Origin of the sequence: Marinobacter sp. SBS5 (genome assembly GCF_048285575.1) — a bacterium.
Taxonomy (GTDB): Bacteria; Pseudomonadota; Gammaproteobacteria; order Pseudomonadales; family Oleiphilaceae; genus Marinobacter.
The window spans coordinates 555,341-579,108 of sequence record NZ_JBLWAZ010000003.1 but is presented as its reverse complement, the minus strand read 5'-3'; the positions used below and the strand labels follow the sequence as shown (position 1 = coordinate 579,108).

The following is a 23,768-nucleotide window of genomic DNA, read 5'->3' as shown; positions in this document are numbered from 1 at the left end:
CCCATCAAGTTATCTACACATCACAGGTACATTCCATGACAAAGAATGACTCCGGTACCGGCGCGGGTGTGGATGCTGCCAAGGTCGAACAGGTATTACAGACGGAAACCGGGGGCCGAGCGCTTGTCGGGCCTGCGGCTGCAATCCTCTTTATAATTCCAGTTTGCTGGTCTCTGTTTCAGCTCTGGATTGCATCACCTCTGCCGTTCATTTTGAATTTTGGTATTTTTAATTCTACAGAAGCGCGCTCTATCCACTTGGCGTTTGCCGTGTTTTTGGCTTTTTCTGCGTTTCCCATGTTCAAAGGTGTGCACTCGACAAAAGTGCCCATTTACGACTGGATTTTGGCGGCGGCTGCAGCGGCGGCGGCATCTTACCTATATGTCTTTTACGATCAGTTGGCTCAGCGCCCTGGTGCTCCCATTACCCAGGACTTATGGGTCGCGATGGGCGGTTTGTTGCTTTTGCTTGAAGCCACCCGCCGAGCGTTGGGGCTACCGTTAACCGTTGTGGCGGCGGTCTTTATCGGTTACTCACTGGCCGGCCCCTATATGCCGGACGTGATCTCTCACAAAGGTGTGAGCCTCAATAAACTTGCTTCCCACCAATGGCTGGGTACCGAAGGTGTGTTCGGTGTCGCCTTGGGGGTTTCCACCAGTTTCGTTTTCCTGTTTGTACTGTTTGGGGCGCTACTCGAACGGGCCGGCGCAGGTAACTATTTCATCAAGGTGGCCTACGCCATGCTCGGCCATATGAAAGGCGGGCCGGCTAAAGCAGCCGTGGTGTCCAGTGGTTTGAGTGGTGTTATTTCCGGTTCATCGATTGCTAACGTGGTGACGACTGGCACGTTTACTATCCCGTTGATGAAGCGTGTTGGATTTCCGGCCACTAAAGCCGGTGCTGTTGAGGTTGCAGCGTCAACCAATGGTCAGCTTACGCCGCCTATTATGGGGGCTGCGGCCTTCCTGATGGTCGAGTACGTTGGCATTTCCTATCTGGAAGTGATCAAGCACGCTATTCTGCCAGCGCTTATTTCTTATGTGGCGCTGGTCTACATCGTTCATCTTGAGGCCTGCAAGTTGAACATGCAGGGCATTGAGCGATTGAATCGCCCAACCCTGGCGCAGCGCATGTTGAACTGGGTAGTGATCATCATCGGGCTGTTTGCACTGACAGCCATTGTTTACTATGGCATCGGTTGGACAAAGGAATATTTGGGCTCCGCGGCGATATGGGTGCTCGGCAGTGCGCTGCTGCTTTCTTACATCGCCCTAGTGGGATACGCCACCAAATTTCCTGAGCTGGAAGTGGATGACCCTGAGAAGGAAATGGGTGAGCTTCCAGAGGTGGGGCCAACGGTCAAGACCGGCTTGTATTATCTGCTACCGGTTGTCGTTCTGGTTTGGTGTCTGACGGTTGAGCGTTTTTCACCGCAGCTATCCGCTTTTTGGGCAACTTTGTTTATGATTTTTATTGTCATAACGCAACGCCCGTTGAAAGCGTTCTTCCGCAAGCACGGAGGCCTGATGGGCGAGTGTGTAGGCGGTATTTCTGACCTTTTCCACTCCTTGGCCACCGGCGGCCGGAACATGGTCGGCATCGGTGTAGCAACGGCTACAGCAGGTATCGTGGTGGGTACGGTTACGCTAACGGGTATCGGGTTGGTAATGACCCAATTCGTAGAGTTCTTGTCCGGCGGCAACCTGTTGTTGATGCTCATCTTCACGGCAGTGATCAGTCTGGTGTTGGGCATGGGGCTGCCGACCACAGCAAACTACATTGTTGTATCTACGTTGATGGCGCCGGTCATTGTGACACTGGGGGCTGCAAACGGTCTGTTGGTTCCGCTGATTGCCGTGCATCTGTTCGTGTTTTACTTCGGGATACTGGCGGATGATACGCCGCCCGTGGGGTTGGCCGCCTATGCGGCGGCGGCCATCTCCGGAGCAGATCCCATACGAACGGGTATTCAGGGCTTTACCTACGATATCCGCACGGCCATTTTGCCGTTCATGTTCATCTTCAACACACAGTTGCTGTTGATTGGGCTTACGGGATGGATTGACCTGCTGGTCACCATCGCCAGCGCAGTCACGGCGATGCTGGTGTTCTCTGCGGCCACTCAGGGCTACTGGTTCACTCGTACTCGCTGGTGGGAAACTCTGGCGTTACTGTTGATTACCTTTGCTTTGTTCCGGCCGGGGTTCTTTTGGGACATGGTTTACCCTCCCCATGAAGAGCGGCAGGGTGCGGCGATCATGGAGTACGTTGAAACAGCGCCTAAAGATGAAGAGGTGGTGTTCAGAGTGTCCGGAATGTCTCTTGATGGCAGCGACGTAACGACCTACGTACAGCTTGATATGCCTGCAGGTGAAACCGGTGCGGAGCGCTTAGCCGCTGCGGGTCTTGAAGTGTCTGAGTTTGATGGTGCGTTGGCCGTCGACTTTGTGAACTTCGGTAGCCCTGCCGAGAAGGCGGGTATTCAGTTTGGTTGGACCATTGAAGCGGTTCAGGCAAAGCTGGACCGACCACCAAGGGAGTTGGTGTTCATTCCTGCCTTGCTGTTACTCGGGTTTGTGGCTTACGGCCAGCTTAAGCGTAAGGCCAAAGAAGAGGCGCAGCCACAGCCTGCTTAAATTCGAGAGCAGGTTGGTGTTAGTAGAAGCCCGGCATTGTTGCCGGGCTTTTTTCTGTTAAACTCGCCCTCAAATCGGCCCGCGGTTAGTGTCGCGGACGCGGATAACCATGTGATCTTTGGTATAGATCACCGCTGAGAAATCATCAGGAGAGCTTCATGCCCGTCATTACCCTGCCAGATGGCAGTCACCGCAGTTTTGCAGAACCCGTTACCGTTCACGACGTTGCCGCTGATATTGGCGCAGGCCTGGCAAAGGCAGCCCTGGCAGGTAAAGTGGATGGCCAGCTTGTAGATACCAGTCATCTGATTGAAAACGATGCTGAGTTGGCGATCGTAACGGAGCGTGATGAAGACGGCGTGGAGGTGGTTCGTCACTCTACCGCTCACCTGCTGGCGATGGCGGTGAAAGAATTGTTCCCGGAAGCGCAGGTGACCATCGGGCCTGTGGTAGATAATGGGTTCTACTACGATTTCAAATACGACCGTCCGTTTACCAACGAAGACTTGGCACGTATTGAAAAGCGCATGGAAGAGCTGGCCAAGCAGGACCTTCCCGTTTCCCGTTCAGTAATGTCTCGCGAAGATGCGATCAAACTGTTTGAAGACATGGGTGAGGAATATAAGGTCCAGATCATCCAGGATATCCCGGGTGAGGAAGACTTGTCATTCTACCGCCAGGGCGATTTTATCGACCTGTGTCGTGGCCCTCACGTGCCAAGCACTGGCAAGCTGAAAGCGTTTAAGTTGACCAAGGTGGCCGGTGCCTTCTGGCGTGGCGATCACAACAACGAGCAGCTGCAGCGCGTTTATGGCACGGCTTGGGGTAACAAGAAAGAACTCAAGGCGTACCTGAATCGTCTGGAAGAAGCTGAGAAGCGCGACCATCGTAAGATCGGAAAAAAACTAAAGCTATTCCACATGCAGGAAGAGTCTCCGGGTATGGTGTTCTGGCACCCGGATGGCTGGTCGCTGTACCAGGAAATCGAGCAGTACATGCGTGGCAAGCTGCGTAATCACGGTTATCAGGAAATTAAAACGCCACAGGTGGTTTCCCGCACGCTTTGGGAAAAATCCGGGCACTGGGACAAGTTCTCGGACGCCATGTTTACCACCGAATCCGAGAAGCACGATTACGCGATCAAGCCCATGAATTGCCCGTGCCACGTGCAGGTGTTCAACCAAGGCCTGAAGAGCTACAAGGATCTGCCGCTGCGATTGGCGGAGTTTGGCTCTTGTCACCGAAACGAAGCGTCTGGTGCACTGCATGGTTTGATGCGGGTTCGTGGCTTCACTCAGGACGATGCCCACATTTTCTGTGAAGAAGATGCGATTCAGGAAGAAGTGTCAGCGTTTATTCACCTGTTGCACGAAGTTTATGAAGATTTCGGCTTCTCTGAAATCCTGTATAAACTATCAACCCGCCCGGAAAAGCGTGTTGGTTCTGATGAAGTTTGGGATAAGTCCGAGGCCGCGTTGGAAGAAGCCTTGAACCGTGCCGGTGTTGACTGGGAGTTGTTGCCGGGTGAAGGTGCGTTTTATGGTCCCAAAATCGAGTTCTCCCTGAAAGACTGTATTGGCCGTGTATGGCAGTGCGGTACGATTCAGGTAGATTTCTCAATGCCGGGTCGTTTGGGCGCTCAGTACGTAGCCGATAATTCCGAACGGAAAACGCCGGTTATGCTGCATCGTGCCGTTCTCGGGTCTTTTGAGCGATTTATCGGTATACTGATCGAAGAATACGAAGGTGCATTCCCCACTTGGCTGGCTCCAACACAGATTGCGGTCCTGAATATCACCGACAATCAGCGTGATTACTGTCAGAATTTAGCCAAAAAATGGGATTCTTTGGGATATCGGGTAAATGCTGACTTGAGAAACGAGAAGATCGGCTTTAAAATCCGCGAGCATACTCTTAACAAGGTTCCCTATCTTGTCGTCGTAGGCGACAAAGAAATCGAAAACAATGCGGTTGCCGTGCGTACCCGTAAAGGTGAAGATTTAGGGACCCTATCGCTTGAAGCGTTTGAACAGCTGTTGGCTGATGACATTCAACGCAAAGGCAAAACTAAAACGGAGATCTAATTATTAAACAGCGAGCGAATCGGGGGCGTACTCCAAAAGCGCCTATCAATGAGAATATTGACGCAACTGAAGTCCGCCTGATCGATGCCGAAGGCAATCAGGTTGGGGTGGTTCCAATTGAGGAAGCTCTTCGCATGGCGGAGGAAGCGACTCTCGATCTGGTACAGGTTACGGATTCCGATCCGATCGTCTGTAAAATAATGGACTACGGTAAGAAAATCTTCGAAGAGAAGAAAGCGAAAGCAGCTGCCAAGAAAAAGCAGAAGCAGACGCAGGTCAAAGAGCTTAAGTTCCGTCCAGGAACTGAAGAAGGGGATTATCAGGTAAAACTACGCAACCTGGTACGTTTCCTTGAAGCCGGGGACCGCGGCAAGATCACTATCCGTTTCCGGGGCCGTGAGATGGCACACCAAGAAATTGGTATGAAACTCATGAACCGAATCGAAACAGATATTGAAGAGCTTGCAACGGTAGAGATGCGGCCGAAAATGGAAGGCCGGCAGATGACCATGATTGTGGCTCCCCGCAAAAAGAAGTGAACCTGATCCAATGATGGGTCCCCCGCAGTGGCGGGGGATTTGTCGTTCAGGGACACAGTTGTTTTTACTAAAATAGAATGCGGAGTTTTAAAAAATGCCTAAGATGAAAACTAAGAGTGGAGCTACCAAGCGGTTCAAGAAAACCGCCACTGGCTTCAAGCACAAGCAGTCCTTCACCAGTCACATTCTGACCAAGAAGAGCCCTAAGCGTAAGCGTCAGCTGCGTGGCACCAAGCTGATTGCCAAGTCCGATGTGGCTTCAATCAAGCGCATGACGGCGTGCTGATTCAGCCGCTAACTTCTTGATCAAGTATATTAAGGTAGAAGGATAAAAGTATGGCTCGTGTAAAACGTGGCGTGGTAGCACGTCGTCGTCATAAGAAAATTCTCAAGCAGGCCAAGGGTTACTACGGCGCTCGTAGTCGTGTATTCCGCGTTGCCAAGCAAGCGGTTATCAAAGCCGGTCAGTACGCGTACCGCGACCGTCGTAACCGTAAGCGCGCTTTCCGCGCTCTGTGGATCGCTCGTATCAATGCTGGTGCTCGTGCAAACGGTCTGTCTTACAGCCGTCTGATCGCTGGTCTGAAGAAAGCGAATGTTGAGATCGACCGTAAGGTTCTGGCTGACCTGGCCATGAACGAGCAGCAAACCTTTGCTGTTATCGTTGAGAAGGCCAAAGCATCCCTGTGATCGCTTAAGCTCTTTCATCGATTACTGATCGATCAGGGCGCCTCATGATTTCATGACGGCGCCTTCTGAATAGGGGAAGGGCACGCTCTTCCCCTATTTTTGTTTTAACCTACCTCATTTCAGGTTTGGAGCAGGGTCAATGGAAAACCTTGAACAGTTGGTTCAGGACGGATTGAGTGCAGTCGAAGCAGCAGACAACCTTCAGGCGCTTGATCAAATTCGCGTAGAGTACCTCGGTAAGAAAGGCTCGATTACTCAGCAAGCCAAAACTCTGGGTAAGCTTTCTGCAGAGGAGCGCCCTGCAGCCGGCCAGAAAATCAACGAAGCCAAGGGGCAGGTCGAGCAAGCGATTAATGCCCGCCGTGCCGATCTTGAAAAGGCTGCCATCGAGGCAAAGCTGGCCAGCGAATCCATTGATGTAACCTTGCCGGGCCGTGGGCAGGATCTGGGCGGTTTGCACCCGGTGACCCGCACACTGCAGCGCATTGAAGAAATTTTTGCTCGCGCCGGTTACAGCGTAGAGCAGGGGCCGGAAATCGAAGATGACTACCATAACTTCGAAGCCCTCAATATTCCGGGTCATCACCCGGCTCGTGCCATGCACGATACCTTCTATTTTAATCCGGGCACGCTGTTGCGTACTCATACTTCCCCCGTTCAGATCCGCACCATGGAAGCCGGTAAGCCGCCGTTCCGGATGATCTGCCCTGGTCGGGTATATCGCTGTGACTCGGATATGACGCACACGCCGATGTTTCATCAGGTCGAAGGCCTGCTGATTGAAAAGAATGTAAGCTTTGCTGACCTCAAGAGCACCGTGGAAGAGTTCCTGCGGGTGTTCTTCGAGCGCGACTTGAAGGTGCGATTCCGTCCATCCTACTTCCCGTTCACTGAGCCTTCTGCAGAAGTGGATATCGAGTGGGGCCGGGAAGCCGATGGCAGCATCAAGTGGTTGGAAGTGATGGGTTGCGGAATGGTGCACCCGAAAGTGTTCGAGCATTGCGGTATTGATGCCGAAGAATATCGTGGTTTCGCATTTGGACTGGGCGTTGAACGCTGTGCCATGCTCCGCTACGGCGTGAAAGACCTGCGCATGTTCTTCGAAAACGACCTGCGTTTCTTGCGCCAGTTCCGTTAAGCCTGAGGGCTGCACGGCGCAAGCAAGTCTCCGAATCAACCGCATAAATGGCATCAGGACAAGGCTAGAACGATGAAATTCAGTGAACAGTGGCTGCGAGAGTGGGTTAATCCGAGCATAGATTCTCAGGCATTGATGGACCAGATCACCATGGCAGGTCTGGAAGTAGATGGTTTTGAACCAGTAGCTGGTGAATTTTCCGGCGTAATCGTCGGAGAGGTTCTCTCTGTTGAAGCGCACCCGGATGCCGACAAGCTGCGCGTTTGTCAGGTTAGTAATGGTGAAGAAACCGTTCAGGTGGTTTGTGGTGCGCCGAATGTGCGCGAAGGCCTGAAGGTGCCATTTGCCGAGGTAGGCGCCTTGCTGCCTGGTAACTTTAAGATCAAGAAAGCCAAACTGCGCGGCCAGCCTTCTCAGGGCATGCTTTGTTCTGAATCTGAGCTGGCGCTTTCCGAAAGTCATGATGGTTTGATGGAATTGCCTGACGATGCTCCTGTCGGTCAGAGCGTGGTTGATTACCTCAAGCTGAACGACATCGCGATTGATGTTGATCTAACGCCAAACCGCAGCGATTGCCTGTCCATCAAAGGACTTGCGCGCGAAGTGGGTGTGTTGAACAGTTTGGTGGTAGATGCTCCGGAGATTGAACCGGTTGAGGCCGTTCACTCTGAGGTGCCTGCAATCCGTATCGAAGCGCCGGAAGCTTGCCCTCGTTATCTGGGCCGTATCCTGCGTAATGTGAATCTGAAGACGGAAACGCCTTTGTGGATGCAGGAGAAGCTGCGACGTTCAGGAATTCGTTCGATCGATGCCGCCGTTGATGTGACTAACTACGTAATGCTCGAGCTTGGTCAGCCTCTGCATGCTTTCGACCGGGAAGAGATTTCGGGTGGCATCGTGGTTCGTATGGCGAAAGCCGGCGAAAAGTTGGTGCTGCTCGACGGCCAAGAAGTGGAGCTGACGGCTGAAACCTTGGTGATCGCCGATCACGACAAGCCGATCGCCATTGCTGGTGTAATGGGTGGTGAGCACTCAGGCGTGAATGAAAAGACTCAAGATCTGGTCTTGGAGTCTGCCTATTTTGAGCCCATTTCTCTCGCTGGTAAGGCTCGCCATTACGGCCTGCATACCGATGCCTCTCACCGCTTCGAACGCGGCGTTGACTATGAGTTGGCCCGTGAGGCGATGGAGCGTGCAACCCGCCTGCTCATGGACATCGTTGGCGGTGAGCCTGGTGAGATTGTTGAGGTTGTAAGTTGGGAAGACTTGCCCAAAGCTAAAACCGTTGATCTTCGCGAGAAGCGCCTGGCTGACGTTCTGGGCTTGGCGATTGACCGCACCACCGTGGAAGAGATTCTGTCTCGACTCGGTCTGCGCGTAGAAAAGCTTCTTAAGGATGGATGGCGCATCAGCGTTCCCAGCTTCCGCCCAGATATTTCGATTGAAGAAGATTTGATCGAAGAAGTTGGCCGTATCTATGGCTACAACAACCTTCCGGTAACAGAGCCTACGGGTTCGTTGGGATTAAGTGTCCGTGAAGAAGCCGTTCGTCCGCTGTCAGCGGTTCGTAATTTCTTTGTGGCTCAGGGCTACCAGGAAGCCGTTACCTATAGCTTCGTGGACCCTAAAGTTCAGCAGTTGATTGATCCCGAGCGGGAAGGTATCGCGTTGGCGAACCCGATTTCCGCGGATCTCTCCGTCATGCGTACCACGCTGTGGAGTGGCTTACTGAAGACTGTGCAGCACAACCAGAACCGTCAACAGCCTCGGATCCGTTTATTCGAGACCGGCCTTCGCTTTGTGAAGGATGGCGAAAAAATCGACCAGCAACCAATGCTGGCTGGTGTTGTGGTAGGTAACCAGACTCCTGAAAACTGGACCAATGGCCGCCGGGCATCAGACTTCTTTGATGTGAAAGGCGAGCTGGAAAGCCTGTTCCAGGTGCTGGGCATTGAGGTTCAGTTCAGGGCGAGCCAGCACCCGGCATTGCACCCCGGGCAAACAGCAGAACTGTTGCGCGATGGCGAAAGTGTCGGTTGGTTGGGAACTTTGCACCCACAAGTGCAGAAAAACCTTGAACTTAATGGCACGATTCTGATGTTTGAGCTATTCTTGAATTCGATCGTTTCCGGATATGTGCCTAATTTCAAAGATGTTTCGAAATTCCCGGAAGTTCGCAGAGATTTGGCTATCATTATCGGAAACGATGTATCGTTCGCGCAGGTAGAAGAAATAGCTCGTAAACAAGCCGGCGAACACCTGACAGATATGCGTGTGTTTGATGTCTATGAAGGCGAAAGTCTGGGTGAGGGCAATCGCAGTTTGGCCCTGAGCCTGTTCTGGCAGCACCCTGAACGCACGTTGAATGAAGACGAAGTGCATACGCTCTTCAACGGGGTTATCGATTCCCTTAAAGAAGAGCTGGGGGCAACACTGAGGAGTTGACGGATGGCGGCTTTGACGAAAGCGGATATGGCGGAACGCTTGTACGAAGAGTTAGGTCTGAACAAGCGGGAAGCCAAGGAAATGGTAGAAGCTTTCTTCGATGAAATCAGAGGTGCTCTCAGTCATAACGAGCAGGTCAAGTTGTCGGGGTTCGGCAACTTTGACCTCCGTGACAAGAAGCAGCGGCCCGGACGTAACCCTAAAACGGGTGAAGAAATCCCGATCAGCGCGCGCCGTGTCGTTACCTTCAGGCCCGGCCAAAAACTGAAACAAAAAGTAGAAACGTATGCTGGAACCGAGTCATAACAACGAGCTTCCCGTTATTCCAGGGAAACGCTATTTCACCATTGGTGAGGTTGCGGAGCTATGTGCCGTTAAAGCACACGTTCTGAGGTATTGGGAGCAGGAGTTCCCACAGCTGTCGCCGGTTAAGCGCCGGGGTAACCGTCGTTATTACCAGCGTGCTGACGTTATTACTATCCGCCAGATTCGCAGTCTGCTTTACGATCAGGGCTACACCATCGGTGGTGCCAAGCAAAAGCTAAGCAGCTCAGAGGTGAAAGACGATACCTCACAGTACAAGCAGCTGATCCGACAGATGATTACCGAGCTTGAAGAAGTGTTAGATGTGTTGAACGCTCCAGCCCGATAATCGGTGACGGACCAAAACCGTTGATTACAAAAAAACCGAGACGCGAAAACGTCTCGGTTTTTTGCGTTCTGGTTCTGGCTAGTTAGCGTTTATGTAGAGCGTGGGTAAGCCGAGCAAGCTGCTCGGCGCATTGCTCCAAATTAGCTTCAGCTTGTGCGTAGGCACTCTGGAGTTCCATGGGCCCTCGGGTTATCGAGAAGGCGGCAGTAAGACCTTTCGTTTGAAGGGCTGAAAAGTCTTGCCCTAACATGCCGGCGAAGCCTACAACGGGTACGCCATATTTTTGGGCCATAAGTGCTACCCCGGCTGGGGTTTTGCCGTAGGCGCTTTGGTTGTCGATCGCACCTTCGGCGGTGATCACCAAATCCGCGGTTTTGATGTGACGCTCTAACTCAACGGTTTCCATCACCAGCTCAATACCCGGGCGCAGTTGCGCGCCCAGGATACCCGCGACGCTGCCTCCGATACCACCGGCTGCGCCGCTACCGGGAAAGCTGGATATATCCCAACCCTGCTTTTTAGCCAATCTAGCGAAGTGAGCGAGATTGGCGTCTAGTTGAGTCATCTGTTGAATGCTTGCGCCTTTCTGGGGGCCAAACACGGCGGCAGCGCCGTTGGGGCCTGTCAGTGGGTTGTTCACGTCGCAGGCAACCACCAGATGGGTGTCGCCAAGGGCCTCGATAGCCGGCTGTAAGTCCAGACTGGCGAGTTTGCCCAATCCGATTCCACCCCCTGGAATGGGGTTGCCTTCTTTGTCGAGCAGTTTTGCGCCCAGCGCTTGAAGAATTCCGGCTCCGCCGTCCGTCGTGGCGCTGCCGCCAAGCCCTATGATCAGCACTTTCGGTTTGTGTGCCAGAGCTTTCAACATTAACTCGCCAGTACCGTAACTCGACGCGGTTAAAGCGTTCCTCTCTTCATATGGCACGCAGTGCAGGCCACTCCCTTCGGCCACCTCAATAATGGCTGTGTCGGCATTGTTTGCGAGGCCGTAGCGTGCGATGACGGGGTCGCCCAGCGGTCCCGTTACTTTGACCGAATGCAATTCCCCCTGAAGGGCTTCCGTTAGTGCAACGGTGGTTCCTTCTCCGCCGTCGGCCAGAGGCACTTCTATGATCATGTCTGTGGGCGCTGCTTTTGCCCAGCCACGACCGAGTGCGCTGGCAACCTGGTCGGCGGCCAGACATTCCTTAAAAGAATCAGGGGCAATGACGATGCGCATATTACAGAGCCACCAACGAGGTCAGCCACACACAAGCGATGGTCACCAGTCCCATTATCAGGGTTGCGGTGGTGTGGGATTTGTAGGCGGTGGCAACGTTCATTTTGCTGAACTGAGACACCACCCAAAAGTAGCTGTCGTTGGCATGTGACACGGTCATCGCGCCGGCTCCAACGGCCATGACCGTCAGTACCCGCCCTAATTCGGAATCTAGACCAAGCTTCGGTAGCAGCGGAGCAACCAGTGCAGAGGCAGTCACCAACGCGACGGTTGAGGAGCCCTGAGCAGACTTCAGTGCTGCGGCGACAATGAACGGCATAATGACACCTAACCCAAGGGTAGAGAGCGTGTCGCCCAAGTAACTGCCCAGAGGTGTCGCGGCCAGAACCGCGCCGAATGCACCGCCGGCACCGGTAATGAGAATAATGGGTGCAGCTACTTCCAGGCCCTTGCTGGTATGGCGGCCAAACTCTTCAAATTTGTTTGTGCCTTGCAGCAGCGTGAGTGCAAAACCTAGGCCGATAAGAAGGGCGTTCAACGGCTTGCCGAGGAAGTTCAGGGTGTCATAGATCATTCCGTCACCCAGTGGCGCAGTCGGGTAGTTGGCAACGGAACCTGTACAAATCAACAAGATGGGCACGAAGATCGGTGCAAACGCTTTGGTGGCCGAAGGCAGCTCGCCGTAGTGTTGTTTGGCCTCCCCGAATGCCTCTTCAGCTTGTTCGAGTTCTGTGCTGGGCATGTCCTTACAGCGGGAGGCCCAGAACAGCCCTGCCAAGGCTGCGATGACGGCGAACACCAGCCCAACACCAATGACCAAGCCCAGATGGTTTTCCAGCCCAAGGTTACCTGCCGCAGCAATAGGGCCGGGTGTTGGTGGAACCAATGTGTGAGTGGCGAATAGGCCGGTAGACAATGCAACGGTCATGGCCACAGGGGATGCATTGAGTGTTCTGGCCATAGAGCGTTTCAGGCTGTTCAAAATGACATAGCCGGAATCACAGAACACAGGAATGGCGACGATAAAACCGACAATCGACATGGTGAGCGTCGGGAACCTCTGGCCGAGCCATTTGACCACGCTTTCGGCCATCACGATGGCCGCACCCGTGCGCTCAAGAATCACACCAATGATGGTGCCAAGAACGATCACCAAGCCAATATAGCCCAGAATGTTGCCAAAGCCGGCTCGAATGGTTTTTTCGATGTCAGCTAACGGCAGGCCAAAGGCAAAAGCTGCCAGAAACGAGGCGAGTAGTAGGGTAATAAAAGGGTTCAGTTTTAAACGGCTGGTGGCGAACATAATAAAAATTATGACCGCGACCAAGATCAGCACCAGATGCATTGGAAATCTCCAGAATCAACCCGATTGTGATACCGACTCTGTGGCCGGTTATGTGGTGCTAAGTGTAAGAGCAGATTGACAAGAATTCGTTATGCAGGTGAATAGAGGTGGTCTATTTTTGCTCGATAAACTTGTACGATCGCACTGATTGTTCGTTGGATTCCAACGCTAAATACAGGAACACGAGATCTTCCTGTCGGAATGGCGAACAGCCTGTTAAGGCTTCAATGCCTTTGAGGCGATATCGTACTGAGTTGCGGTGCAGGTGGAGTAGTTGGGCGCACCGTTGGATATCCCCGTCGCAACTAATAAACGTACGCAGGGTCTTAAGGTACTGATCGCTGCGGGCGTGGCTAAGGAGAGGACGAAGGGCTTGGTTAAGTTGGTCTTGTTGCCATGTGGGTTTCAGGCTTCGCCACAGTGTGGCCAGCGGAAAATGCTCGTAGTGCGCACTGACTGGCCCTTGGGAGCGTTGCTTGGCGGCTTCCAGGGTGGCTGTGGCGGACTCGTAGCAGGCCTTCAAGTTATTGCTGAACGCCGCGCCCGTGGCGGCAGATACGGAAGCGTTCAGGTTGTCCGGCAGCCGAGCCAGTGCGGCGCTCAATGCATCCTGAGGCGATTTTTCTACAAAAAAGAAAACGATTTTCTGATCCGGAATCTGAATGACCAGTGCTTCCGGCTCAATCCGCTCTAAATCTCGGGCCAACGGGGTTATATCGGTTAACCAAGGTTGGTGGGGCTCGCTGGCCTCGAGCACTGCGGCTATGCGTGGTTTGCTCAGATCAATCGACAGTTGTTTGAGCCAATGTTCCGAAACTGGGTCGCCATTTAGCAGGGCCAGCAATGTATTCTCGATTTGATGCCGGCGTTGACGGCTCACTTCTATTAGCGACGCTTGCTCTAAAATCAGCTCAGCGGTAACCCGAACGAGGTCTGCAAAGGGCAGCACCTTGTCTGGCGTCCCGGAGATGCCGACAACGGCCACGGTCTTGCCTCCCAACTCAACCGGTAAATTAACACCTGCCCGTGTTCCGGTGTATCGGCAGGCCTCTTGCTCTGTGATCACGACGGGCGCGGATGTTTCGGCCACTTGCCGGGCGGCTTGGTGTATGGCACCCACTCGCTGAGAATCGCCGGATGCGATGATGACACCGTCCGGAGTCATCACGTTTACTGAATGGCCGATCACAGGCATCGCACGGTCAACAATGCGCTGGGCGGTCGCTTGATCAAGCGTAGTCATCATAGACCCCGATCTTTGACGTTTTCCATGACAACGAAAGTGCTGGTTTGCAGAACATGGGGCAAGTTGGAGATTTGCTCCCCCAGAACGTGTCGATACTCGGCCATATTTCGTGTGCGGATCTTCAGTAGGTAATCAAAGTTAGCGGCCATCATGTGACATTGCTCCACGGCAGAAATCTTTTTGACCGCATCGTTGAACGCGGCCAATGCCTTGCTGGAAGTGTCACTCAGAGTCACTTGGGCAAAGGCTACATGAGAGTGCCCCAGTTTCGTCTGATTGACCATCGCAGAATAGCCGGTGATGTAGCCCTGTTCTTCGAGCCGCCGCATGCGTATTTGGCAGGGTGTTTTGGATAACCCCACTCGGGAAGCCAGATCGGTGACGGTGATGCGGCCGTTGCTCTGGAGCTCCCGAATGATGGCAAGGTCGATCCTGTCGAGATCCGACATGGCTGCTATCCTTGTTGTGTGTGATTGAAATAAGGGTTTGCGAGTCAGTTTTCCTAATTTTAAGAGATCTGCAGGTTTTTTGATAATTTTTGTCGGTCAATTAAAGGGAATAAGTCCCGATAAGGGCAGCGAATAGGAAAATAGAATATACCGCCTTCGTTACAATGCGGTCAGTATTCCAATAATCAGGAGGCATAACCATGAGTTTGCAGCAATCCGCGGTAAAAGAGCTCCACGAAATTCGTCAGGCGCTTCGCAATAACTATCTGGCGGACGAGTATGAGGTGATTCACCGACTGATTGAGCAGGCTCAGCTGTCTGATGAAACCCGCCACGCGATTTCTGCCCGAGCGGCGGAGCTGGTGCGCGATGTGCGTGATAACGCCAAGCCTACCATCATGGAAAAGTTCCTGGCTGAATACGGGCTCACCACCAAAGAAGGCGTGGCGCTGATGTGCCTGGCGGAGGCGCTACTTCGGGTTCCCGATAACTTCACCATTCAGGATCTGATCGAAGACAAAATCACCTCCGGTAACTGGGGTGCCCACGTTGGCAAAGCGAAATCCGGTTTGATTAACTCCGCCACGCTGGCTTTGTTGATGACCAGTAACCTGCTTAAGGATTCAGAGCGCCAGAGCGTCGGCGATACTTTGCGACACTTAGTAAAACGCCTCGGCGAGCCAGTGGTTCGTGTCGCAGCTGGGCAGGCCATGAAAGAAATGGGCCGTCAGTTTGTTCTGGGCAGAGACATCGAAGAAGCTCAGGAAAATGGTCAGGAAATGGAGGAGCAGGGCTACACCTACTCATACGATATGTTGGGTGAAGCCGCGCGTACCGACGCCGATGCCGAACGTTACTTCCGTGCTTACGCGACGGCCATCGATAGCATCAGCAAGCGCTGTGAAGGCGATGTCCGTACCAACCCGGGTATCTCCGTCAAGCTTTCGGCGCTGCTGGCTCGCTATGAGTACGGTCAGAAAGATCGGGTGATGAACGAATTGGTGCCGCGAGCACTTGAGCTGGCCAAAAAAGCCGCTGCCGCCAATATGGGTTTCAATATCGATGCGGAAGAGCAAGATCGTCTGGATCTTTCTCTGGATGTGATCGAAGCGATCTTCGCCGATCCGGCGCTAGACGGATGGGACGGCTTTGGTGTGGTCGTTCAGGCCTTTGCCAAGCGTGCCTCACAGACTCTGGATTGGTTGTATGCGCTGGCCGAGAAGCACAACCGCCGTATCATGGTGCGTCTGGTGAAAGGTGCCTACTGGGATGCGGAAATCAAGCGCGCTCAGGTAATGGGGCTTGAGGGCTTCCCAGTTTTTACCCGTAAAGCCTGCAGCGACGTGTCCTACTTGTCTTGTACGACTCAGCTGCTCGGCATGACCGATCGCATCTACCCGCAGTTCGCCACTCACAACGCGCATTCCGTATCCGCGGTTCTGGAGTTGGCCAAAGATTTGGGTCGTGACAAGTTTGAATTCCAGCGTCTGCATGGCATGGGTGAATCCCTGCACGATCAGGTTCTGAAAGAAAGCAAAGTACCTTGCCGGATTTACGCTCCAGTGGGGGCTCACAAAGACCTGCTGGCCTACCTGGTTCGCCGCTTGCTGGAAAACGGCGCGAACAGCTCCTTTGTGAACCAGATTGTCGATACCAGCATTACACCGGAAGAGATCGCCAAAGATCCTATCGATACCGTGAATGCGCTTGGACGCGCTGTTTCCAGCCAGATGATTGTCAAACCGGCAGACATCTTCGGCGAGCAGCGCCGCAACTCGAAGGGCTGGGATTTGACCGACCCCGTGACGGTGGCCGAGCTAAATGAAGGGCGCGGAAAGTACAAAGCGCACCAGTGGCAAGGCGGACCAGTGACGGTCTCAGCACCTAAGGGTGGTGAGGTAGTGGATGTTCGCAACCCGGCCGATCTGGACGATGTGGTTGGTCAGATTACCTATGCCTCTGAGGCAGACGTCGATGCGGCTGTGGAAGCTGCGCGTAACGGGTTCAAGGATTGGGCGGCCGTGCCTGCAGAAAAGCGTGCCGAACTGATTCGAAAGGTCGGTGATCTGTACGAAGAAAACGTCGACGAACTGTTTGCGCTGACCACTCGGGAGGCTGGCAAGTCTTTGTTCGATGCTGTGGCCGAGATTCGTGAAGCGGTAGACTTCGCCATGTTCTATGCCAACGAAGGTATTCGTTATAAGGATGCTGGGCAGGCCCGAGGCGTAATTTGCTGTATCTCGCCCTGGAACTTCCCGCTGGCCATCTTCACCGGCCAGATTCTGGCCAACCTAGCAGCCGGTAACACCGTGGTAGCCAAACCAGCTGAGCAGACCTCATTGCTGGCGGTGCGGGCGGTTGAGTTGATGCACGAGGCCGGAATACCGAAAGACGCGATCCAGTTGTTGCCGGGTGACGGTGGCACCGTGGGTGCCGCACTGACATCGGATTCGCGTATTGAAGGGGTTTGCTTCACTGGCGGTACCGATACGGCCAAACTGATCAACAAGGCGATGACCAAGAACATGGCTCCGGATGCACCACTGGTGGCTGAAACCGGTGGCATGAACGCCATGATCGTAGATTCCACCGCATTGCCGGAACAGGTGGTGCGCGACGTTCTGGCCTCCTCTTTCCAGAGTGCCGGTCAGCGTTGTTCAGCCCTGCGTATGCTCTACGTGCAAAAAGACATTGCCGAGGACTTGCTGGAGATGCTTTACGGTGCCATGGAAGAGCTGGGTATTGGCGATCCTTGGGAGCTGTCTACGGATGTGGGGCCGGTCATTGACGAAGAGTCCCGCAACAAGATCAACGATCACTGCAAGAAGTTCGAACAAAAAGGCAAGCTGCTCAAGAAGCTGCCGGTGCCGGAAAAAGGCATGTTCGTGTCGCCTGCGGTTCTGCAAGTTAGCGGAATCGAGGAAATGGAAGAAGAAATCTTTGGTCCGGTTCTGCATGTTGCGACCTTCGAAGCCAAAGATATCGACAAGGTGGTGGATGCGGTTAACGCCAAAGGCTACGGCCTGACTTTTGGTATCCATAGCCGGGTAGATCGTCGCATCGAGCACATTGCCAGCCGCATTAAGGTCGGCAACACCTACGTGAACCGGAACCAGATCGGTGCCATTGTGGGTTCTCAGCCCTTTGGCGGTGAAGGCTTGTCTGGAACCGGCCCGAAAGCGGGTGGCCCGCAGTACGTGCGTCGCTTTATCAAGGGAGATGTCGTTGAGAAACCAGCGGGAGAAGGAAAAGCCGTTGGCGCTCGTAAGGTGCAAAAGCTGATTGACCAGTTGGCCAAGCTGGATGTACCTGCGGCAGAAGGTCGCCAGCAGGCTCTGAGCCCCTTCTTTGGCCAGGTTCCGGCACCGTTGGATCTCGGCTATGAAGAAATGCCGGGGCCGACCGGTGAACAGAATCATCTGTCTTGCCACGCTCGGGGCGTTGTTTTGTGCCTGGGGCCAGATACTGATTCTGCAGTCGAACAGGCCGGGGTGGCTTTGTCGCAGGGTAACAAGGTCGTGGTTGTGGCGCCTGGTGCTGAAAAAGCGCTGGCACGAGCTATCCACGCAGGCCTTCCTGTTGTCGCCTGTGACGGTCTGTTGGAGCCAGAGGCGCTGACTCAGCTTGATGGCTATGAAGCCGTTGTTAGCGTGGCGGAAAAGCCGCTGCTGAAGCGGTATCGCGAAGCGCTTGCAGTGCGGGATGGTGCTTTGTTGCCGGTGATCACCGAGTACGCGCTTGACCAGCGTTACGTCATCGAACGTCACCTGTGTATCGACACCACGGCTGCCGGGGGTAACGCCAGCCTAATCGCCTCAGCGGAATAAGCAGGGGCAAGGTCCGGGACTCGAGCCCGGGCCAGAAACAACTAAGCCAGCTCCGTTTGGGGCTGGCTTAGTTGTTTCTGGGTAAGCCTGACTCTAGGTGCGTTTCCGTAGCGCCGATTCCAGGTTTTTGGTGTTGGTGATGTCGAACATCGTGATGACCACGCCGTCGATGACGTTATCCAACCGCCGGTAGGGCATAATTCGAACCGAGAACCAGCGGTCATCCATGGTTGCGATTTGTTTTTCACTGACCGCCAGCGTGTTCAGCGTTTGCCGGGCATCTTCCTGCAGTTCCGGATAACGGAGGCTGCTGGTTAAGTCGCTAAGAGGGCGGCCGATGTCGGTCTCGCGCAGGCTGATGATGGTTGACGCGCGCTCTGTATAACGCCGCACATTCAGGTCTTGGTCCAGGAACATAACCGCAATTTCAATGCTGTTCAGCACGTTCTGCATATCACTCTGGGCAAGAGCCAGGTCGTCCAGTTTGGTTTGCAGTTCGGTGTTGATGGTTTGCAGTTCCTCGTTCATCGACTGCATTTCTTCTTTTGAGGTGGTCATTTCCTCATTGGCCGACTGCAACTCTTCGTTGGTCGACTGAAGCTCTTCGTTGGAGGCTAACAGCTCCTCTCGCGACGTCTTTGCTTGTTGTTTCAGGCTTTCGATTTCTTGCTGATACCGCTGGATCTGCAGCGTGGAGTCCGGTTTGGCGTCAGAGGCAGATTTTCGGTGCGTTGAAGCAACGGCCTGCGTGGGTACATCGCGGAATACCACCATGGTCATGCCCTTAAGGGCATCCGGTTCGCGAAGAACCTGAATGGTCACATCTACGGCCTGGGTGCCTGCATCGGACAGCACCAGCAGCCCTTTGAGCTCGATAGGCTCCACCTCGTCACGGGCGCGCTTTAAAGCGTTATACAAAGGCTCGCGTAACCCTTCTCGCGCCATGGCGTGGATATTCCAGTTGGCCTTGCCGGCGGCGGGCTCCAGATATTTACCGGTACGCCCGCTGATATACACAATGTCTGCGTCTGCGTTGAGCACCACCGCGGCCGGAGAGTAGACCTGCAGTAGCACATGATCAGCAGCAGATTGCAGGGAGTTGATAGCTTCCGGTAAGTGAGTTTTTTTCGACGGCACGGAGTGCTCCTTTGACAGGGTAGACATCGGAGGAAACGAGTTTAGCAGCAAGTCAAAGTGGCGAGCTGACTCGTGGGGTTTGCTGCGGTACAGGCGCATTTTTGGTTGCAATGGGGCGAACAGATGATTCAGCCTGCCAACGGTTTCTGAGTTCCCCAGCATCAGCAACCCATCAGGTTTCAGGCTGTAGTGAAAGAGTGGCAGAATTCGTTGCTGTAGCTTTAGGTCAAAATAAATCAGCAAGTTACGGCAAACGATCAGGTCCAGCTTGGTGAAAGGTGGGTCCAGAATAATGTCGTGCTGGGCGAACAGTACCTTGTCCCGAATGACTGGCGCTATCTGGTAGTGGTTCTCGTGTTTTATGAAAAATTGCTTGAGCCGATCTTGCGATACATCGTTTTCAATATTGAGCGGGTATTGCCCCTGTCGGGCGACGGCAATGGCTTCCGGGCTGATGTCGGAGGCAAAAATTTGCAGTTTCAGATCTTGCTCTGGAGCGGCGTGTTCCAGCGCTTCGGTGAACGCCATGGCTAGGGAGTAGGCCTCTTCTCCGGTCGAACAACCCACTATCCAGGCTCGAAAGGTTTGGTCTGACGGGTGTTTGTCGAGCATGTCCGGCAGAGCCGTTTGGATCAGATGGTTCCAGACATCCGGGTCCCGGAAAAATTGGGTAACGCCAATTAAGAGTTCCCGGAACAACAGCTGTACCTCTTGGCTGTTGTCGGCTAGGAAGCGGGTGTAATCCTTCAGGCTCGTAAAGCCATGAATGGCCATGCGCCTTTCGATCCGGCGATTCAGCGTGGTGGGCTTGTACAGCGAAAAATCGTGCCGGGTATGTTGTTTCAGCAGTTTAAGAATCGGATCAAGTCCCGTCAGGGAGGCTTGGGTAGGGGGGCGTTGTTTCAGCTCCTTTTCCTGCTCGTCGTCTTTTTCAGGAGCGCGGCGAACGTACGCCAATATACGAGCGGGCAGCTCGTTTGCCGGTGCGACAATATCCGCGCAGCCAGCCGCGACGGCGCTTCTGGGCATGGCGTCGAACTCAGCCGAATCCGGACGCTGCACCACGGCTAACCCCCCAGTGGCTTTGATGGCTTGCAGGCCAAGCGTGCCATCAGCACCCATGCCGGAAAGAACGACGGCGATGGCGTGCTCGTTCTGAACGCTGGCGAGGGATGAGAACAACACATCGATGGGAAGTCGCAGCCCCCGGGGCTCTCCCGGATGGCTGAGCTTCAGGGTGTACTGGTGTACTCGAAGCTCCCGATTCGACGGGATCACATAAACCGAATCCGCCTGAATGGCCATGTCCTGTTGAGCTTCATGTACCGGCATGTCGGTATACAGTTGCAAAAGTTCTGGCAGGAGGGCTTTCTGGGTAGGGGCCAAGTGCTGCACCACCAAAAATGCCATACCGGTATCTGAAGGGGTGTTACGGAAAAAGTCTGCCAGTGCCGTTAGGCCCCCGGCTGAGGTGCCAATGCCGACAATGCGCATCATACTGTCGTAGAGTGGGTTGTGGTCTCGGTGAGGATGATCAGAGTACTGTCCCCTGTGGCCGCTCCGCTTGCTTGGACGGAAAGCAATCTGTGATCGGAAAGTTCAAGAGAACCAGTGGTCACGATGGGTTTTCGTGAAGTACTGGCTTTAGCATTTTTCAATAGCGTGTCCACCGCGTCTTTTTGGCCCGCTGCCAAAAAAGTCCAGAGTCCAATGCCGGTCAAAGCCATGGAGGGCTCTCCGAAGAGGGTCGCAGCCGCTACGTTGCCTTCAATAATTTCACCATCGTTGGCCAGAATCAGGTAGGCGGCGGGTGCCTGCTCATAGAGTGACCTGTAGTGCGCCAACTCCTCGTTGATTTCATATTCATTGGCTTGTAATTGCTCGTAAAGCAGGTCGAGTTCTACCTGATAGGTTTGAAGCTCATGAAGCAGTTTGAGGGCATCGCTAGCCGATTCGGGGTTGCTAGCACGTTCGTACAGCAGTTGCAGTGCATCCACGCTTAAATTACTGCCGTGATGGCGGGGCGCTACTCCATGTTGGATTAAATCTCTGGCACAGCGGCGCAGCCGATCATGGTGTTTGGCATAAGGGGATTCTTGCGTGTCGTTCATGCAACTTCCTTTTCGATCACTCTCTTGGTGGTTCTAAAGCGGTAACTGAATAACATTAACTGATACTACTCCACCTGCAGTGCCTGAAGTAGTGGGTGTGAGCTGTTTCCGTAACTGAAATCAGTTGTGTGCGGTAGCGTACGGACGACCCCCGTTCTGCGATCTAGCATTATAGATAAGGAGAGTTGTCAGACCAACGGGAATGACATTCGCCGGGTTCGCTATTGGGGCCTGTGTAGCTCCGTTATCGAGGGGCATTATATGAAGACCTACATGATCCGGCGGGTTACAGAACGCGTTGGCCTTTTTATCACTGTGATGTTCGCAGTATTGATGCTGGGGGCTTGCGCTGCTGCCCCGGTTCCCCCTACTGAATCACTGGCTGCTGCTAACGATGCCATTTACAGTGCAGAACAGGCCGAAGCCCGGCGCTATGCGGGTGCCGAGTTGGAAGAGGCTAACCGACAACTGAGAGACGCCAATAAAGCGGTTGCAGCGGAACAAATGACCGAAGCCGAGCGTCTGGCCAAGCAGGCCCGGGTTGCTGCTGAGCTGGCAATAGCCAGAACAGAAGCCGCGAAAGCTGCGGCGATCAACCGTGAAATGGGTCGTGGCACCGAGGCGTTGGATGAAGAAATGCGTCGTCAGGGAGGCCAGCAATGAATATTCAATCGCTTATCCGAACCGTACCCGGCAAAAAAACGGGCATTGCTCTCATGCTTTCTTCGGTGCTTCTGACCGGCTGCGCTATGTCGCCGACCAGTCCCGAGGGCTCTGAGAATGTGCGCGCTAAATTGACGGAGCTGCAACAGAACCCCGAGATGATGGCTCACGCCCGAGTGGAATTGCGTGACGCGGAAGCCGCCGTTCAGGTGGCCGAGCAGCCACTAGACAAGGACGAAGCCGCGCTTGCCGCGCATCGGGTATACATGGCCGATCGAATGGTTGAAATTGCCCGCGCTAAAGCTGAAACCCGAATGATGGAATCCAAGCGCGTGATGCTGGGCGAAGAGCGCGATGCAAAAAGACTGGCTGCACGAACTCAAGAGGCTGATAACGCAGGGCGTAAGGCAAAAGAATTGCAGCGGCAAATCGACATGCTTGAGGCTGAAACGACCGATCGAGGGTTGGTGTTGACCTTGGGCGATGTGTTGTTTGCCACGGGTAGTGCTGAGATTCAGGGTGGAACCAACCAGAATCTGGAGAGGCTGGTGAATTTTCTGAACCAGTATCCTAAGCGCCAGGTGTTAATTGAAGGCCACACCGATAACGTCGGTAGCGCCATGTTTAACCAGAACCTGTCACGTCAGCGAGCTGAGTCGGTTCGGGGGTACTTGGTTAGCCGTGGTATCTCAAGTCGCAGGTTGTCGGTGGCCGGATACGGTTTTGAGCGCCCCGTCGCCAGTAATAGCAGTGCTATGGGGCGACAGCAAAATCGTCGGGTTGAAGTTGTTATCGACGACAAAAGCTGAGGACATGCTGCGATCCATACGCCGGATTAGGGCTTGATAGGGTCAAGTGTAAGGCGGTCAGCCTCACGCTTGACCACGGCGTAACATTCGCAGCAAAGTCTTTCGAGTTTTGATCGGTTCAGTACGGTGATGTGACCGCGGTGGTATTCGATAACCTCTTGCTTTTGCAATTTACTAGCGGCTTCGGTGACCCCTTCGCGACGAACGCCCAACATATTGGCGATGAGCTCTTGGGTCATCGTCAGCTGATTTCCGGGAAGGCGATCAAGCGATAACAGCAGCCACCGGCACAGTTGTTGGTCAATGGTATGGTGGCGATTACACACGGCAGTCTGGGACATCTGGGTGATCAGTGCCTGAGTGTAACGTAGCAGTAGAACCCGTACTTCCGAATGATTGTTGAACTCGGTTTTGAGCGCCGTAGCCGGCATCCGGTAAGCGAAGCCTTTGCTTTGCACAACCGTCCGGCTCAGCGTGCTCTCGCCGCCCATGAACACGGCGATACCGGCCACGCCATCGTTGCCTACCACCGATATTTCGGCTGAAGCACCATTTAGCATGACATAAAGCAGCGAAATGATGCAGGTGGTCGGAAAGTAGACAAAATCGGTGGGCTGGCCGGATTCGTATATGACATCGCCAAGGTTTAACTCAACCAGCACAAGGTTGGGGAAGAGGCGCGCTTTGGCACTTTCCGGAAGGGCGGCCAGTAAATGGTTCTGCTCAGGCGAAGGCTGCCTATCTGACAAACTGGCCTCCTTGGCTGTGCGGTCTTTGA

19 protein-coding genes are annotated in these 23,768 nt (G+C 54.0%); 12 read left to right on the top strand and 7 right to left on the bottom strand.

Annotation, left to right across the window (positions count from 1 at the left end; all coding sequences use genetic code 11):
• Positions 1–35 precede the first annotated feature (35 nt).
• The 9 genes from ACNQ6O_RS09760 (at position 36) to ACNQ6O_RS09720 (ending at position 10,184) form a co-directional block, all read left to right on the top strand.
• On the top strand, positions 36–2,636 hold the full coding sequence (locus tag ACNQ6O_RS09760; protein ID WP_418053024.1) for a TRAP transporter permease: 2,601 nt from the start codon (positions 36–38) through the stop codon (positions 2,634–2,636).
• A 158-nt stretch (positions 2,637–2,794) separates the two neighbouring features.
• A complete protein-coding gene (thrS, locus tag ACNQ6O_RS09755; protein ID WP_418053023.1) occupies positions 2,795–4,720 on the top strand; it encodes a threonine--tRNA ligase in 1,926 nt (641 codons plus the stop codon).
• A gap of 2 nt (positions 4,721–4,722) precedes the next feature.
• The gene (infC, locus tag ACNQ6O_RS09750; protein ID WP_418053375.1) at positions 4,723–5,259 is read left to right on the top strand and encodes a translation initiation factor IF-3; all 537 of its coding nucleotides are present in this window, start codon (positions 4,723–4,725) and stop codon (positions 5,257–5,259) included.
• Positions 5,260–5,353: 94 nt separating this feature from the next.
• Positions 5,354–5,545, top strand: coding sequence for a 50S ribosomal protein L35 (gene rpmI / locus ACNQ6O_RS09745; RefSeq protein WP_007151842.1), 192 nt, complete (start codon positions 5,354–5,356; stop codon positions 5,543–5,545).
• Positions 5,546–5,595: 50 nt separating this feature from the next.
• Positions 5,596–5,949 carry a 50S ribosomal protein L20 gene (gene rplT / locus ACNQ6O_RS09740; protein WP_114333214.1) on the top strand — a complete coding sequence of 118 codons (354 nt, stop codon included), beginning with the start codon at positions 5,596–5,598 and terminating at the stop codon, positions 5,947–5,949.
• Positions 5,950–6,088: 139 nt separating this feature from the next.
• Entirely contained in the window at positions 6,089–7,087 is a 999-nt protein-coding gene (gene pheS / locus ACNQ6O_RS09735; protein WP_418053022.1) for a phenylalanine--tRNA ligase subunit alpha, read from the top strand.
• A gap of 72 nt (positions 7,088–7,159) precedes the next feature.
• Entirely contained in the window at positions 7,160–9,532 is a 2,373-nt protein-coding gene (gene pheT / locus ACNQ6O_RS09730) for a phenylalanine--tRNA ligase subunit beta (RefSeq protein WP_418053021.1), read from the top strand.
• Between the two features lie 3 nt (positions 9,533–9,535).
• The gene (gene ihfA / locus ACNQ6O_RS09725) at positions 9,536–9,838 is read left to right on the top strand and encodes an integration host factor subunit alpha (RefSeq protein WP_022989370.1); all 303 of its coding nucleotides are present in this window, start codon (positions 9,536–9,538) and stop codon (positions 9,836–9,838) included.
• Complete coding sequence (locus tag ACNQ6O_RS09720; protein WP_114333217.1) at positions 9,819–10,184, top strand: MerR family transcriptional regulator; 366 nt, start codon at positions 9,819–9,821, stop codon at positions 10,182–10,184. The genes ihfA and ACNQ6O_RS09720 overlap by 20 nt, the downstream gene beginning before the upstream one ends.
• Positions 10,185–10,266: 82 nt before the next feature.
• Here the strand turns inward: ACNQ6O_RS09720 and ACNQ6O_RS09715 are convergent, their stop codons facing one another.
• The 4 genes from ACNQ6O_RS09715 to ACNQ6O_RS09700 form a co-directional block, all read right to left on the bottom strand.
• Positions 10,267–11,403, bottom strand: a complete 1,137-nt coding sequence (locus ACNQ6O_RS09715) for a glycerate kinase (RefSeq protein ID WP_418053020.1) — start codon at positions 11,401–11,403, stop codon at positions 10,267–10,269.
• A gap of 1 nt (position 11,404) precedes the next feature.
• Positions 11,405–12,748 carry a GntP family permease gene (locus ACNQ6O_RS09710; RefSeq protein ID WP_418053019.1) on the bottom strand — a complete coding sequence of 448 codons (1,344 nt, stop codon included), beginning with the start codon at positions 12,746–12,748 and terminating at the stop codon, positions 11,405–11,407.
• Positions 12,749–12,860: 112 nt separating this feature from the next.
• Entirely contained in the window at positions 12,861–13,994 is a 1,134-nt protein-coding gene (locus ACNQ6O_RS09705; protein WP_418053018.1) for a CdaR family transcriptional regulator, read from the bottom strand.
• Positions 13,991–14,443 carry an Lrp/AsnC ligand binding domain-containing protein gene (locus tag ACNQ6O_RS09700; protein WP_418053017.1) on the bottom strand — a complete coding sequence of 151 codons (453 nt, stop codon included), beginning with the start codon at positions 14,441–14,443 and terminating at the stop codon, positions 13,991–13,993. Before ACNQ6O_RS09700 ends, ACNQ6O_RS09705 begins: the two co-directional genes overlap by 4 nt.
• 200 nt (positions 14,444–14,643) lie before the next feature.
• Between ACNQ6O_RS09700 and putA the strand changes: the two genes are divergently transcribed.
• The gene (putA, locus tag ACNQ6O_RS09695; RefSeq protein WP_418053016.1) at positions 14,644–18,270 is read left to right on the top strand and encodes a bifunctional proline dehydrogenase/L-glutamate gamma-semialdehyde dehydrogenase PutA; all 3,627 of its coding nucleotides are present in this window, start codon (positions 14,644–14,646) and stop codon (positions 18,268–18,270) included.
• 93 nt (positions 18,271–18,363) lie between these two features.
• On the opposite strand, the gene ACNQ6O_RS09690 is transcribed toward putA, so the two are convergent.
• Positions 18,364–20,904 (bottom strand): chemotaxis protein CheB, encoded by a 2,541-nt coding sequence (locus ACNQ6O_RS09690; RefSeq protein WP_418053015.1) that lies wholly within the window; start codon positions 20,902–20,904, stop codon positions 18,364–18,366.
• Entirely contained in the window at positions 20,901–21,518 is a 618-nt protein-coding gene (locus tag ACNQ6O_RS09685) for a PAS domain-containing protein (RefSeq protein ID WP_418053014.1), read from the bottom strand. The genes ACNQ6O_RS09690 and ACNQ6O_RS09685 overlap by 4 nt, the downstream gene beginning before the upstream one ends.
• A 261-nt stretch (positions 21,519–21,779) precedes the next feature.
• Here ACNQ6O_RS09685 and ACNQ6O_RS09680 point away from each other — a divergent pair, with 261 nt between their 5' ends.
• A complete protein-coding gene (locus ACNQ6O_RS09680; RefSeq protein ID WP_418053013.1) occupies positions 21,780–22,181 on the top strand; it encodes a DUF4398 domain-containing protein in 402 nt (133 codons plus the stop codon).
• Positions 22,178–22,990, top strand: a complete 813-nt coding sequence (locus ACNQ6O_RS09675; RefSeq protein WP_418053012.1) for an OmpA family protein — start codon at positions 22,178–22,180, stop codon at positions 22,988–22,990. Before ACNQ6O_RS09680 ends, ACNQ6O_RS09675 begins: the two co-directional genes overlap by 4 nt.
• 26 nt (positions 22,991–23,016) lie before the next feature.
• Here the strand turns inward: ACNQ6O_RS09675 and ACNQ6O_RS09670 are convergent, their stop codons facing one another.
• Positions 23,017–23,739: a Crp/Fnr family transcriptional regulator gene (locus tag ACNQ6O_RS09670; RefSeq protein WP_418053011.1), complete on the bottom strand. Its 723-nt coding sequence runs from the start codon at positions 23,737–23,739 to the stop codon at positions 23,017–23,019.
• Positions 23,740–23,768: the final 29 nt, after the last annotated feature.

Bases quoted from the DNA above. Each gene is read 5' to 3' on its own strand.
- ACNQ6O_RS09680 (WP_418053013.1), top strand. From the start codon at position 21,780: ATGAAGACCTACATGATCCGGCGGGTTACAGAACGCGTTGGCCTTTTT.
- rplT (WP_114333214.1), top strand. From the start codon at position 5,596: ATGGCTCGTGTAAAACGTGGCGTGGTAGCACGTCGTCGTCATAAGAAA.
- rpmI (WP_007151842.1), top strand. From the start codon at position 5,354: ATGCCTAAGATGAAAACTAAGAGTGGAGCTACCAAGCGGTTCAAGAAA.
- ACNQ6O_RS09700 (WP_418053017.1), bottom strand. From the start codon at position 14,443: ATGTCGGATCTCGACAGGATCGACCTTGCCATCATTCGGGAGCTCCAG.
- ACNQ6O_RS09690 (WP_418053015.1), bottom strand. From the start codon at position 20,904: ATGATGCGCATTGTCGGCATTGGCACCTCAGCCGGGGGCCTAACGGCA.
- ACNQ6O_RS09685 (WP_418053014.1), bottom strand. From the start codon at position 21,518: ATGAACGACACGCAAGAATCCCCTTATGCCAAACACCATGATCGGCTG.
- ihfA (WP_022989370.1), top strand. From the start codon at position 9,536: ATGGCGGCTTTGACGAAAGCGGATATGGCGGAACGCTTGTACGAAGAG.
- pheT (WP_418053021.1), top strand. From the start codon at position 7,160: ATGAAATTCAGTGAACAGTGGCTGCGAGAGTGGGTTAATCCGAGCATA.
- putA (WP_418053016.1), top strand. From the start codon at position 14,644: ATGAGTTTGCAGCAATCCGCGGTAAAAGAGCTCCACGAAATTCGTCAG.
- ACNQ6O_RS09710 (WP_418053019.1), bottom strand. From the start codon at position 12,748: ATGCATCTGGTGCTGATCTTGGTCGCGGTCATAATTTTTATTATGTTC.
- pheS (WP_418053022.1), top strand. From the start codon at position 6,089: ATGGAAAACCTTGAACAGTTGGTTCAGGACGGATTGAGTGCAGTCGAA.
- ACNQ6O_RS09675 (WP_418053012.1), top strand. From the start codon at position 22,178: ATGAATATTCAATCGCTTATCCGAACCGTACCCGGCAAAAAAACGGGC.
- ACNQ6O_RS09715 (WP_418053020.1), bottom strand. From the start codon at position 11,403: ATGCGCATCGTCATTGCCCCTGATTCTTTTAAGGAATGTCTGGCCGCC.
- ACNQ6O_RS09760 (WP_418053024.1), top strand. From the start codon at position 36: ATGACAAAGAATGACTCCGGTACCGGCGCGGGTGTGGATGCTGCCAAG.
- thrS (WP_418053023.1), top strand. From the start codon at position 2,795: ATGCCCGTCATTACCCTGCCAGATGGCAGTCACCGCAGTTTTGCAGAA.
- ACNQ6O_RS09705 (WP_418053018.1), bottom strand. From the start codon at position 13,994: ATGATGACTACGCTTGATCAAGCGACCGCCCAGCGCATTGTTGACCGT.
- ACNQ6O_RS09720 (WP_114333217.1), top strand. From the start codon at position 9,819: ATGCTGGAACCGAGTCATAACAACGAGCTTCCCGTTATTCCAGGGAAA.